This window comes from Abiotrophia sp. (assembly GCF_057275535.1).
This window is the reverse complement of the sequence record NZ_DBHIRJ010000002.1, coordinates 62117-74933: the sequence shown is the minus strand read 5'-3', so window position 1 is coordinate 74933 and position 12817 is coordinate 62117. Positions and strand designations below refer to the sequence as shown.

Genomic DNA, 12817 nt, shown 5'->3' with positions numbered 1-12817 from the left:
AGCCAACCCAAGGGTTAGGCTTCATTTTTTTTGTCTGAACTTGCTTCAGTTTCCTTAATAATATAGATAGGACGCCGTTTGGTTTCCATAAAGATTTTACCGATATAGTTACCGATAATCCCTAAAGACAGGAGTTGGATACCTGAGAAGAAGAGGATGATGGAGACAATTGACGGCCAACCAGCCACCCGGTCACCATATAGCATGGCCCGGACAATAATCACAACCAAGAAGAAGGCTGAAATTAGGCAGGTGATGGTCCCCATAATAGAGGCTAAAGTCAGAGGAACTTCAGAGAAGTTAATGATACCGTCAATGGAGTAACGGAGTAGTTGGAAGAAGTTCCAACTGGTTTGGCCCGCTACGCGGTCACGGTTCTCGAATTCTAGGTAGACCGTATCAAAGCCCACCCAGCTGAACAGTCCCTTAGAGAAACGGTTGTACTCGGATAGTTCTAGGATGGCATCCACCATTTGGCGGGTCATTAGACGATAGTCACGAGCCCCGTCTACGATTTCGGTTTGGCTGATACGATTAATCAATTTGTAGAAAAGGCGAGCGAAAAAACTACGAATAGGCGGTTCCCCTTTGCGGTTGGTTCGACGGGTTCCGACACAGTCAACACTTTTGCTCTGAATGAGATCGAACATCTGAGGCAGTAACTCTGGTGGATCTTGTAAATCGGCATCCATTAAGGTGATATAGTCGCCCCGACTGGCCTTGAGTCCAGCGTAAATGGCCGCCTCTTTGCCAAAATTACGGGAAAAGGATAGATAGCGAACCCGATCAGGGTGGGCTTGATGTAAGTTGCGTAAAACGTCTAAAGTTGAGTCCTTAGAGCCGTCGTTAACAAAAATATATTCGGCTGGAAAGTCCAAGTTCTTCACTACTGCTTCCGTAGCAGCAAAAAAATGTGGAATGGCATCTGCTTCGTTGTAGCAGGGCACAATAATGGATAACATGCTGATTCCTCCTGTCATATCTCGTGACTATTATAGCATACGGTGCCTAGCATTGCGAGGTTTGAGATGTGCTAGCGACGCTTTAAAGGTCAGCAAGCTCAGTAGGGAAAATAAGCTGAGAAAAAGCCCCTAAGTAAAATGAAATAGCTTACAAAGGCGTCAAAATATGCTAAAATAAAGCTGTCGCCTATCCAAATGTGGATAGCCAATCGATTATTACATTTGCCTTCTTAAGAGGCACTAGGGGAGTCTTATAGATGAAAGAACCAATTCTAGTCATCATGGCAGCCGGAATGGGCAGTCGTTATGGTGGCCTCAAACAGCTTGATTCAGTCGGACCAAGAGGGGAGGTTATGCTGGATTATTCGCTCTATGATGCGAAAGAAGCAGGTTTTAAGAAGGTTATTTTTATCATTAAACCTGACATGGCCGAACGTTTTAAGGCCCAAGTTGGCGACCGTGTAGCACAATATATGACAGTAGAATATGCCTATCAGAAATTAGAAGATTTACCGGCGGGTTTTGCCGTGCCAACTAGCCGAACCAAGCCTTGGGGGACTGCCCATGCGGTTTGGTGTGCGCGAGACTTGATTGATGCACCTTTTGCGGTTATTAATGCCGATGATTTCTATGGCCGGCACGCCTTCCAATCGGTCTATGATTATTTGGTGAAAATGCAGACCTATCGTAATCCGCGTTATAGTATGGTGGGCTATCCTCTCAAGAAAACGATCTCGGCTAACGGGGCGGTTTCGCGTGGTCTTTGCCAGATTAATGAGTCAGGCTACTTAGTTGAAATTGAAGAGCAGACTCAGATTGAAGCCTATCCAGAAGGGATTCACTATACGCAAGACGGTCTAAATTGGGTGAATGTAGATCCAGAAACCATCGTGTCCATGAACCTCTGGGGCTTTCCCCAAGGGTTCATCCAAGTTATTGAAGGCTATCTACCAGAGTTCTTGGAGAAGGGCCTTCGGACTAAGCCTGATAAATGCGAGTACTACTTGCCGAGTGTAGTTCGCAAACAAATTAAGTCTGACCAAGCCAGAGTCAAGATTTTAGAAACCCAATCCCAGTGGTTTGGGGTCACCTATCAAGAAGACAAACCTTTAGTGGTAGAAGCCATTGAAAGTTTGACTCAGTCAGGTGTTTACCCAAGTCCTTTGTGGCCAGAAGTTTAGGATAGTAGCAAAAGGAGTGAAGCATATGTCAACCGTTCTAGCGACCGAATCGCCGGCCTACTTGGCCTATCAAGCTTATGATTTACCAGGGAACCTGCTTGCCTTGGAACCCTTAGGTAACGGCCTGATTAATAAAACCTACCGCATCCAACAAGGGGATGATCAAGGCTGGCAAGGGGAGTATGTCCTCCAAGAAATCAACCAGTCTATCTTCCCAGATGTTCCTGGGCTTATGCAGAATATCTTGGCCGTGACAGATTACATGAAGGGAATTATCAGGCGTCGTGGTGGCGACCCCGAGCGGGAAACCTTGACGGTTGTACTTAATCGTGAGGGCTTACCATATACGCGCTTGGAAGATGGGACCTATTGGCGCATCTATGAGTTTATTAAGGATAGCTTCAGCATTGAACAAGTCACCAATGAGGACGAGTTCTATCGGGCTGGCCAAGCCTTTGGGGCTTTTGCCGCTGATTTAGATGATTTTGATGCTAGCCAGCTGACTGAAGTCATTCCCAAATTCCATGATACGCGTCATCGCTATGCTCAGTTTGAAGAGGCCGTCGCCCAAGATCGTGCGGGACGTGTGGCAGAGGTTCAGGAATGGATTGATTTTGTACGAACTCGCAAATCTGATTGCTACCTGCTCTATGACTTGTTAGACGCAGGCCAATTGCCTCTGCGCGTGACCCACAATGATACCAAGCTCAATAATATTCTCATGGATGCTAGTACTGGCCAGGCCCTCTGTATCGTAGATTTGGATACCATTATGCCAGGTCTGGTGCTCTTCGATTATGGGGATGCCATTCGCTTTGGGGCCAACCATAATGCGGAAGACGAGGCAGATTTGAGCAAGGTCCAATTTGATGCCCATTTATTTGAAGTCTATACGCGAGGCTTTTTGAAGGGGATGGGGGATCGCCTAACCACCTTAGAAATCGAATTGCTACCTTGGGGAGCACGGGTCATTACCTTGGAGCAGGGGATTCGTTTCCTGACCGACTACCTCAATGGCGACGTCTATTATGGCACCAGCCGTCCAGGCCAGAATTTGGATCGGACCGCCACTCAGTTGACCTTAGTGGCTCAAATGGAAGCTCAATGGCCTGAACTCAAAGCCATTGTAGCGCGCGCGGCTCAAGCTTGTTAGCAGCAAATAAATTAGACTCAAAAATGCCGACTTAGTCGGCATTTTTTATTGGATTTGAATAAGACCAAAAAGTTTTTATGGCTTTAAGTAGATTTTAAGTAAGCATCCTATACTTAAGCTATCAACTTCAATGGACACATCATCACCTTAGCAGACGGGACTGTCCTTAAATAAGCACAAAAAGCAGCCCTCCCACTTAGGGGAGGGCTCTTGCTGTGTTTGGAGGTCTTATTTTTAAGCTTGGTCATCAAGCGTGGTTAAATCATAAGGCGTTTGTTGATAAACCAAGTTCAGCCAATTATGGAAGAAGAGATAGGCGCTAGATCGCCAACGATGTTGGGGTGGTAAATCCGCTTGATCTTGAGGATAGTAGTTCAGAGGCAGGCAGACTTGAGGATTAGAACCTAAATCCCGACGATATTCTTGATCTAAAGTCAAGGCATCGTATTCCATGTGACCCGTGACAAAAATTTGCCGATTATCTTTGGAAGCGGCCAATAGGGTCCCCGTTTCAGGCGCGGTAGCCAGCACATCTAGCTCTGGGTGCTGGGCCAGTCTTGCTTCATCGATACCCGTGTGGCGCGATTGTGGCGCTAAGAAAGTGTCGTCTAGACCACGCGTTAGAGGATGATGGCGCTGGGTCAGGGTATGACTAAAAATACCAAAAAGCTTAATAGGTAGGGTATGCTTAGCTATGCCATAGTCGTTATAGAGTCGCGCTTGCGCCCCCCAGCAGATATGGAGGCAAGAAAAGACATGGCTTTTAGACCAGTCGAAGATGCTTTGGAGTTCTGACCAGTAGGTGACGTCTTCGAAGTCAAGGTGTTCTACTGGAGCTCCAGTCACGATTAATCCGTCATAATAGCGATCTTGGATTTGATTAAATTGATAGTAGAATTTCTCCAAATGAGAGGCATTGGTGTGGCTGGACTTACGGCTCGACATCTGGAGGAAGTCGACTTCAATTTGCAGAGGTTGGCTACCTAGAAGGCGTAGAAATTGAAGTTCAGTTTCTTCTTTTTTGGGCATGAGATTGAGGAGCAAAATTTTAAGCGGGCGAATATCCTGGCGCTGTGCGGTCTGCTCTTCCATGACCTGGATACCTTCATGAAGTAATTCTTGTTTGGCGGGTAGGCCATCAGCAATACGAATAGGCAAAGGGCAACCTCCTGACGCGATCACTCCTATCAAGTAAAGGAGCTTTTCTCTTATTGTAAGGGCTAAAGCGGGCCAGGGTCAATCATCTGGCTATACTGATTTTATAGGAGTATCTATAGTTTTTACTTATAGATAGAGGACGTTTAGAAAAAAATATGGAGATTTAGGCTAAAAAATAATGGCGAAAAGCGAAAGAAAGTTTATCGAAAACGGTTCAATTTTACTTGGCAAAGAAAAACAAGAATGCAAACCAAAAAAATCAATTAAAAGTTCATGTAAATCCGAATGTTAAAAGGGCGGAATAAGCACTTATTTAAGAAAATATTTTGAAAATCAATATATTGACCGCCCATCATTGGCGTGATATAATTATTTCGAATTCGAGATAACTAAGTGATTTAAGATACTGCTTTTAAAAATAGAGGGGAAGTAGTTCTTTTGCTGTGTGTCGTTTCGAATTTAGGATGATTGTGACGACGGCTGGTTCCAATCACATCAATCGCTTGTGGGTTAGATACCTAAATCTTATGCCACTTATGGTTCTTTTTTTCACCTGAGGGTGGATTCGGCTGAAAGAACCTATCCTGTCAGAGTGCAACGGCGCGTTGTATCGGATGATAGGGGATGTGAGTAGGCAAGAGATCAAGGACAAGTGATGGCTACAGCTTGGTTATTTGATAAGTGGTTTCTCTGCTTAATAGGGATGATAGCTTGCTACCACCGTTGATCACATTATCTGAGGTTGCCTTTTGAAGAGGCAGAAGATACCTCATCCTGTAACTTGACACTGACCATGAGATTGAGGGATCTCGGTCAGCCTAGTCAAGATACTTCATGGCTAGCACAAGGCTAGCATAACCTCATTATTATTGGTTACTATTCGAATGATGGAAGCGCTGATAAAGTAGTCGCCCTTTAGGGGAAGGCCGACCATGGTTCAGTTGAATATCGTCAGTCAAATAGGAAGTATAGGGGCATACCGAAAACTTTTCTATTTTGACGCGTTCTATCATGATGACAAAAGCGTGTTGACTTAGGGGAGTCAACACGCTTTTTCTTAGTCTTGGTTCTTTAGGAACTGAATATATTTGCCGCCCCAAGTACCTAGCTGTTCTAGGACTAGGCGAAACTCAATACCAATCTCGGTTAATTGGTATTCCACCTTAGGTGGAATCTGAGGATAGGCCTTGCGGAGGATGATACCATCTTCTTCTAACTGACGCAATTGCTTGGTTAGAGTAGCCTGCGTAATCCCGGATAGCTCACGGTGGAGGGCGTTAAAGCGTTTGGGACCTTGCTCGAGGGCATGGAGGATGAGAATAGCCCATTTGCCAGATAATACCTTTTGGGTGACGACAAATGGACAAGTGGGGAGTTTGTCACTGCTGAAGCGTGTCATATCATTTACTTCCTTCGTATATATATTTTTGATACTTAATATATTATATTAAGTTATAATCGAATCGTCAAGTACAAAAGTTTTTCTTGTTGAAAAAAACAAGACTTGTTATAATAGAACCTTAAGTGTGAAAAGAGGAGGAAGTTGTCTTATGCATCAGGAATTAGCATTAAAAGTTGTTGTGGGACTAGTGCGTACAAGTGGTCAACTGCTCCAATTTCTTAAGAGTGATATCACCCATTATGGGCTTAATACGACGGAGTTTGGGGTGCTCGAGTTGCTCTACTCCAAAGGGGAATTTCCGGTCCAGCAGATAGCTAAGAAAATTCTTATTTCTTCTTCGTCAACCACCTATACCATTAACCAGCTTGAAAATAAAGGCTTTGTGGTCCGAAGAGTAGATCCTAAGGACCGCCGAGTGGCCTATATTAGCCTGAGTCCGTCAGGCTATGAGTTAATGAAAGATATCTTCCCCGAGCACGCTGCTCGCCTCGATCAAATTTTCGGCAAATTAAGTGAGACAGAGTTAAAGCGACTTAGTACCCTATTAAAGAAGATTAAATTCGACTAAATTGAATAATCTATCGTGATGATGATTTTTTCAAACAGGGCGCCTGAAACAGGCCCCCTGTTTTTTTGTGTCGTTTAGGTAGGCAAAGGGAGGGATTATCCAATAGAATAAGACAAATTTAACAAAAAGGTAGTCGCATCAGTATAGTTAGGTATTTATAAACGGGCAATAGTACCTTTCGGTGTTGTGTATAGATTATAGTCATAATAATTTATGGTTTCTATTTAGTAGTTTGTAAATATCTATATTAAAAGGGATTCACCGCCCTAAACCAAATAATATAATGCTTACATTTACAAACTAAAGTGATAGTTAAGTCTAAAAATAAGGGTTCAATATAATTGTGCTTATACCCCTAATAAAGATAGCTAAAAATTGAACAAAACTATAATTTGTGCTAATTTTTCTATAGTTTGTGCATATTTTTTAAGGGTAGCCTCTCTTATACTGGAAGTATCAAATAACCAATAGGAGGAATCGAAATGGGAAAGAAACATTCTACCCGCTTCAAATATGCCTTGGCGACCTCTATCGCTCTAGGTATGGCCTTGTCCTATCAGGGACAAGCACAGGCAGTTGAACCTGCCAATTCCACTTCATCCGAAGTGCCAGTTCAGTCTACTGTCCCCGCAGTAGCTAGCAAGGAAGAGACTTCCCCGGTCTTACCACAAGTGCCTGCTGAATCCGTCAGCCCGGAATCAGCAAGCCAAACTCCTCAGACTGAGCCAGCTTCAGAGGCTAGTCAAACAAGTCCAGCTCCTCAAGCACCCTCTGAACAAGAGGAAAATGTGGTGCTTGGAGCAAGCATTACTTATCAATCTACGCCTGGTCAAAATGCCGAGACGGCCAACAAGATGTTGAACGGAACCAAAAAAGGCTTGTCAGATAAGTACTTTACGCCTAAGAGCCAAGCGCGTGTTGAGATTAAGTTAGACCGTCCGCGGACCATTGTGCGCTTGGTAGTGGAACATGCAGGGGCAGGTGGCGAAGATAGCGAGATGAATACGCGTGACTTCGACCTGATTTTCCGCGATATGAAGAGCAGAGGCTGGAAATTAGCTAAGGCCATTCGTGGCAATGAAGAATCTGTGACAGATGTCTTATTAGAACGTCCCTTCGAATCTGATGAGTGGGGCCTTGTTGTTAAGACGGCAACCAATGGTAACAAGCATCCAGGTGTTCGGATCTACAACTGGAAGATGTATGAAAAACCAAATCCTGAGACTCCGGCGCTGGATCCTAGCCAAGTGACCCTCCATGCTTTAGGGGAAGGCTACGTGCAATTGGGCTTGAAAAACTTGCCACAACATAGTACTGTAACCGTCTATGATAATGCCAAAGTACGTAAAATTGTAGCAACTGGTATTGCTGATCAAGGTGGCAATTTATTACTTAAACCGCTCGCCTTAAAAAATGATATCAAGACGCTCTATTATCGCATTCAAACACCAGGCCTAGCGCAAAGCGCAGTAGGTCAAGTGGATGTTCCAAAAGATGCCCACTTGGCAATTAGCCAGATGACCCTTGACGTAGATAAGGCAAAACGCATCTATAGAGTTGGGGAGAAATTAGACTTTAGCAACACGTCACTTCTTGTTCGCTATGTGGGTGATTTTGCAGGTAAGGTCTATGACCTCACTAACCCAGCCGTAACGGTTTCAGGCTTTAATAGCCAAACAGTAGGCCAACAAGACCTAGAAATCAGCTTCTTAGGCCACAAGGTACGCTTACCTTGGAAGGTCTTCGTCTACAAACCAGCGCCAGACAACTCACGCGTAGTTGTCGGCATGGATGTCGTGACCTTACCGAAAGCTGAATATATTCAAGGTGAAGACCTAGATTTAATTGGCGGACGCTTCCGTCTGCTCTATAGCGATGGGCGTGTAGTTCTGCAACCATTCGTTCATCGTCGTGTGGTCTACTCAGGCTATGACAAGAATAAATTAGGGACTCAACGCATCACCATGACCTTCAAAAATGAAGTGCTCAGCCACTTTGATGTGGTGGTTAAACCTAAGGAACAAATCGACTTCACACGTCTTAAAACCTTGGTTGCTGAAGCAGAAGCCGTCATCCAGACGGGTCACTACCAATATGCCACCTTAGGAGCGCGCGTAGCGGTCGATATGGCACTTGCCCGGGCTAAAGAGGCCTTGAATTCACCATTTACTCGTAGCAATGAGGAAGAAGGCGCTCGTTGGAGCCTCTATGGGGAGTTGCGTCGTCTCAACGGGACAGCCAACAAAGACAAGGTCTTAAATGATTTCAAGGCCCTCATCAACCGTGGGGAAAACTTGATGTCTCGCTTCCCAACATCCAGCTTATATCCATCCATTCAAAAAGCAGTGAACGCGGCTAAGGCCTTGTTGCCTTTAGAAGTGATTCCTGCTAGAGAAATAGAATCACTTAGCCGACAAATGAAAGACTTATTTGCTTGGTTTTAAGCCAGGAGGTGGGAGACTTAGGTCTCCCGCCTTTTTCTGTCTAAAGGGGCAAACTAGAGAATTTTTAGGGAAATGAATTTTGGCGAAATGCGAGACATTTTATCTGGTCCTGTTTGATATAGGGGCATCCTTTGTGTCTTATATAACTTTCTTGTTTGGCCACGATTTTGACTCGAGTTGTGGTTAACCACAACTCGGTGTAAAAAATTGCTGCAATAAGGTGATTTCCCCCTGGTTTGGACGACAGGCTCTTTGTTAGTAGCTTTGGCGCGCTTTAAGATAAGCCTATAGTTTGTCGCAAAAGGTCTATATTTTGTACAGTCAGGGTCATGCTATAATAAGGGTGAGGTGATGACGATGAAAGTAACATTTCCAGTAGATTTTTGGTGGGGTGGGGCAACTTCTGGCCCACAAAATGAAGGGCGATTCCATAAGCCCCATGTCAATGTATTTGATTATCATTATGATACTAAGCCGGAAGATTTCTTCCGTTATGTAGGGCCAGATGTGGCATCCGATTTCTACCATTTATATGAGTCTGATATCGCCCTATTCAAGGACTTAGGTTTTAATAGTTTGCGGACCTCCATTCAATGGACCCGCTTGATTGATGATTTAGAGGAAGGAAGCTTGAATCCAGAAGGGCTAGCTTACTACAACCGGGTCATTGATGCCCTCTTGTCTGCCGGCATTCGGCCGATTATCAATCTTCACCACTTTGATTTACCAATCGAACTTTATGAGCGTTACGGTGGTTGGGAGTCCAAACATGTCGTAGAGCTTTTTGTGAAATTTGCGCGCCGGGCCTTTGAATGTTTCGGCGATCGTGTGACCGACTGGATGACCTTCAATGAGCCTATGGTAGTCGTAGAAGGCCAGTATCTCTATGGTTTCCACTATCCTATGTTGGTAGACGGCAAGAAGGCTGTGCAAGTAGCCTATAACCTACAACTAGCCTCTGCTAAGGCCATTCAAGCCTACCGCCAAATCAATCAAAATCCGCAAGGTCGGGTCACCATTGCCCTTAACCTGACGCCGGCTTATCCAGCTAGCCAATCTGAAGAAGATTTGGCGGCGGCGCATTTTGCCAACTTATTTGTTAATCGCCTCTTCTTAGATGCTTCAGTTAAGGGGCATTTTCCAGAGGAATTAGTGACCATTCTGGCTAAAGACGGCGTCTTGTGGGAATCGACGCCAGAAGAGCTAGCCATTATCCGCGACAATCGCGTGGATTATATCGGGGTTAACTACTACCACCCTCATCGGGTTAAGGCTCCCGAAATCTCGCCTAACAGCTTAACCGTTGATTGGATGCCACAACGCTACTTTAATGACTATCAAATGCCAGGCCGTCGTATGAACGTGGACAAGGGCTGGGAAATCTATCCTCAAGCCCTCTATGATATTGCCAAGAACCTTCAAGATAATTATGATAATATTCCTTGGTTTGTCTCTGAGAATGGGATTGGCGTTTCGCGTGAGGAGCGCTATCTCGATCAGACCGGCATTATCCAAGATCAGTATCGGATTCAGTTCTTCAGCGAACATCTCTACTGGCTTAACCGGGCCATGCAAGAAGGGGCTAACTGCTTTGGCTACCATGTCTGGACACCAGTCGATGGTTGGTCCTGGCTCAATGCCTACAAGAACCGCTATGGCTTAATCTCTAACGATATTCATACCCAGACCCGGACCGTCAAGAAATCCGGCTGGTGGTTCAAAGATTTGACTGCTAATCATGGTTTTGAATGGGAGGAAATGACATGAGCGAGCAACTACTGGTTTGCGATGTCGGGGGGACGAGCGTTAAGTATGGGATTTTTGATGGGCAGGTACTGAGCCATCAAGGGAAGTTCCCGACGCCAGCGACTTGGGAGGCATTCCAGTCCCAGCTTGCCAAACTCCGCCAAGAATTGGACTTGCCGATCAAAGGGATTGGCTTTTCCGTGCCAGGGACCGTTTTGCCAGATAAAGGCATTATCGAAGGTATTAGTGCCGTCCCTTATATCCATCATCGGCCTTTTGTTCAAGAGATGACCCAAGCCTTCCAAGTGCCCGTTACCATTGAAAATGACGCTAACTGTGCGGCAGTAGCTGAAGTTCATTCAGGAGCTGCTCAGGGAGCCCAAGCCGCCGCCCTCCTAGTCTTAGGATCTGGCATTGGGGGCGCCCTGGTCTTAAATGGCCAGCTCTACCGGGGCCCAGGGGGCTTTGCCGGTGAGTTTGGTTATGGCATGGTCGACTTTAGTCGCCGGGTCAGCCCAACCATGAGCCCGGTCAATGTGGCACGGCGTTATAATGGGTCCAGCGACTTCAAGGCCCTTTTGGAACTGGCCACGCAAGGCTATCCAGAAGCTAAGGAAGCCGTCGATCAAATGGTAGATGACTTGGCTCTCTTGATTCATAATCTCTACGTCTTCATGGATTTGCCACTTATTTTGATTGGCGGCGCCCTGTCGGGTAATCAGGACTTCAGTCGGCTACTGGAAGAGCGGGTCAAGACCTTCTTAGATGCGTCTGAAGTCCCCCATCATCCTCAGGTGCGTTCTTGTGCCCATCAAGCAGAAGCTAATTTGATTGGGGCAGGGGTAACCTGGTTGGAAGCAGCTGAACTTAGTTGATTGGGGCAGGGGTAACCTGGTTGGAAGCAGCTGAACTTAGTGAGTAGTCTGGCTTCCAAGGAATCAAACTCAATTAGCTTATATTTAAGGCATGACTTCAGTCATGCCTTTTTGCTTTGATCTGACACGACCATAAAGTCTAGTAAAATATCTACTTAATTTAAGAGCGAGAGAGGGGCTTAAAAAGTACAAGTTAGTTGCTAGAGTCTCGGGCGAAATAACTATTTGTCTATACGGGTTTAGTGCACAATGTATGATTTAATACCTATAATTTTTAATAAATTACCTATGATTTGAGGATAGGAAGTCAGGGGCAATTGTCGTATAATACAAACTGTAAACGTTAACAGAAAAGAGGAGTGACAATGGAAGCAGCGCAAAAAGCTAAAAGCTCCAAAAAGCGACGCAAATGGAAACAAAATATACCCTTGCTCATTATGACTTTACCGGGGCTGATTTGGCTTATTTTTTTCTACTATATTCCAGTATTAGGGAACGTGGTGGCCTTTAAGCAATTTCGGTTCTCCAAGGGAGGATTTGTTCAGTCCATCCTCGACAGTAAATGGGTAGGGTTCGCCAACTTTAACTACCTATTTTCAAGTTCTAAGGCCTATCTCATTACCCGGAACACTGTCTTATACAACCTAGCCTTTATTATTATTGGTCTTATCTTCGCCGTTATGTTCGCGATTATTCTTAGCCAATTACGTAGTAAGCTTTTGGTTAAGACCATTCAAACTTCCATGCTCTTACCTTATTTCTTGTCATGGGTTATCATCAGTATCTTTGTCTTAACCTTCCTATCTACTGACCGCGGTCTTTTGAACCAAATGTTAGGGGATATGGGCATGAAGGCTGACACTAACTGGTATACAACACCTGATATGTGGCCACCATTCCTTGTCTTCATGGGGATTTGGAAAGGGATTGGTTATTCCTCCATTATCTACTTCGCGACCATCGTGGGGATTGACCGGACCTACTATGAAGCCGCTCAAATGGATGGCGCTAGCAAGTGGGATCAAATCCGTCACGTCGTGATTCCACATTTGGTGCCTATGATGATTATTCTGGTTATCTTGGGGATTGGGAACATCTTCCGGGCCGACTTCGGTCTCTTCTACCAAGTACCACTTCAATCTGGCCCACTTAAAAATGTCACGTCCGTCTTAGATACCTACATCTATGATGGTTTGAAAAACGCAGGGAACCTGGGGATGACCACCGCAGCCGGGCTTTATCAGTCCTTCGTTGGTTTCATCTTGTTGCTGTCAGCTAACTTGATTGTGCGCAAGATTGATCCAGATTCTGCTTTATTCTAGGAGGTG

Annotated in this window: 10 protein-coding genes; 7 read left to right on the top strand and 3 right to left on the bottom strand. The window is 45.1% G+C overall.

Annotated features, from left to right (window positions below; genetic code table 11):
* Positions 1 to 14 precede the first annotated feature (14 nt).
* On the bottom strand, positions 15 to 962 hold the full coding sequence (locus ACO53F_RS01735) for a glycosyltransferase family 2 protein (RefSeq protein WP_485137083.1): 948 nt from the start codon (positions 960 to 962) through the stop codon (positions 15 to 17).
* A gap of 257 nt (positions 963 to 1219) precedes the next feature.
* Between ACO53F_RS01735 and ACO53F_RS01730 the strand changes: the two genes are divergently transcribed.
* Together ACO53F_RS01730 and ACO53F_RS01725 are read left to right on the top strand one after the other, a co-directional pair.
* Positions 1220 to 2143 (top strand): nucleotidyltransferase family protein, encoded by a 924-nt coding sequence (locus ACO53F_RS01730; RefSeq protein WP_485137082.1) that lies wholly within the window; start codon positions 1220 to 1222, stop codon positions 2141 to 2143.
* 25 nt (positions 2144 to 2168) lie between these two features.
* The gene (locus ACO53F_RS01725; protein ID WP_485137081.1) at positions 2169 to 3296 is read left to right on the top strand and encodes a phosphotransferase enzyme family protein; all 1128 of its coding nucleotides are present in this window, start codon (positions 2169 to 2171) and stop codon (positions 3294 to 3296) included.
* Positions 3297 to 3530: 234 nt separating this feature from the next.
* Here ACO53F_RS01725 and ACO53F_RS01720 read toward each other — a convergent pair whose 3' ends face one another.
* Positions 3531 to 4454 carry a homoserine O-succinyltransferase gene (locus ACO53F_RS01720; RefSeq protein WP_485137080.1) on the bottom strand — a complete coding sequence of 308 codons (924 nt, stop codon included), beginning with the start codon at positions 4452 to 4454 and terminating at the stop codon, positions 3531 to 3533.
* A 1057-nt stretch (positions 4455 to 5511) separates the two neighbouring features.
* Complete coding sequence (locus tag ACO53F_RS01715) at positions 5512 to 5853, bottom strand: winged helix-turn-helix transcriptional regulator (protein WP_314255085.1); 342 nt, start codon at positions 5851 to 5853, stop codon at positions 5512 to 5514.
* A gap of 151 nt (positions 5854 to 6004) precedes the next feature.
* Here ACO53F_RS01715 and ACO53F_RS01710 point away from each other — a divergent pair, with 151 nt between their 5' ends.
* The 5 genes from ACO53F_RS01710 to ACO53F_RS01690 all read left to right on the top strand — a co-directional run bounded on the left by ACO53F_RS01710 (position 6005) and on the right by ACO53F_RS01690 (position 12811).
* A complete protein-coding gene (locus ACO53F_RS01710) occupies positions 6005 to 6424 on the top strand; it encodes a MarR family winged helix-turn-helix transcriptional regulator (protein ID WP_485137079.1) in 420 nt (139 codons plus the stop codon).
* A gap of 482 nt (positions 6425 to 6906) precedes the next feature.
* A complete protein-coding gene (locus tag ACO53F_RS01705; protein WP_485137078.1) occupies positions 6907 to 8868 on the top strand; it encodes a bacterial Ig-like domain-containing protein in 1962 nt (653 codons plus the stop codon).
* A 357-nt stretch (positions 8869 to 9225) separates the two neighbouring features.
* Positions 9226 to 10635, top strand: coding sequence for a glycoside hydrolase family 1 protein (locus tag ACO53F_RS01700; RefSeq protein ID WP_485137077.1), 1410 nt, complete (start codon positions 9226 to 9228; stop codon positions 10633 to 10635).
* A complete protein-coding gene (locus tag ACO53F_RS01695) occupies positions 10632 to 11489 on the top strand; it encodes an ROK family protein (protein WP_485137076.1) in 858 nt (285 codons plus the stop codon). The genes ACO53F_RS01700 and ACO53F_RS01695 overlap by 4 nt, the downstream gene beginning before the upstream one ends.
* Before the next feature lie 365 nt (positions 11490 to 11854).
* Positions 11855 to 12811: an ABC transporter permease gene (locus ACO53F_RS01690; RefSeq protein WP_396229644.1), complete on the top strand. Its 957-nt coding sequence runs from the start codon at positions 11855 to 11857 to the stop codon at positions 12809 to 12811.
* Positions 12812 to 12817: the final 6 nt, after the last annotated feature.

Coding starts and splice junctions, on each gene's coding strand:
- ACO53F_RS01730 (WP_485137082.1), top strand. CDS start 1,220: ATGAAAGAACCAATTCTAGTCATCATGGCAGCCGGAATGGGCAGTCGT.
- ACO53F_RS01695 (WP_485137076.1), top strand. CDS start 10,632: ATGAGCGAGCAACTACTGGTTTGCGATGTCGGGGGGACGAGCGTTAAG.
- ACO53F_RS01690 (WP_396229644.1), top strand. CDS start 11,855: ATGGAAGCAGCGCAAAAAGCTAAAAGCTCCAAAAAGCGACGCAAATGG.
- ACO53F_RS01700 (WP_485137077.1), top strand. CDS start 9,226: ATGAAAGTAACATTTCCAGTAGATTTTTGGTGGGGTGGGGCAACTTCT.
- ACO53F_RS01725 (WP_485137081.1), top strand. CDS start 2,169: ATGTCAACCGTTCTAGCGACCGAATCGCCGGCCTACTTGGCCTATCAA.
- ACO53F_RS01735 (WP_485137083.1), bottom strand. CDS start 962: ATGTTATCCATTATTGTGCCCTGCTACAACGAAGCAGATGCCATTCCA.
- ACO53F_RS01710 (WP_485137079.1), top strand. CDS start 6,005: ATGCATCAGGAATTAGCATTAAAAGTTGTTGTGGGACTAGTGCGTACA.
- ACO53F_RS01705 (WP_485137078.1), top strand. CDS start 6,907: ATGGGAAAGAAACATTCTACCCGCTTCAAATATGCCTTGGCGACCTCT.
- ACO53F_RS01715 (WP_314255085.1), bottom strand. CDS start 5,853: ATGACACGCTTCAGCAGTGACAAACTCCCCACTTGTCCATTTGTCGTC.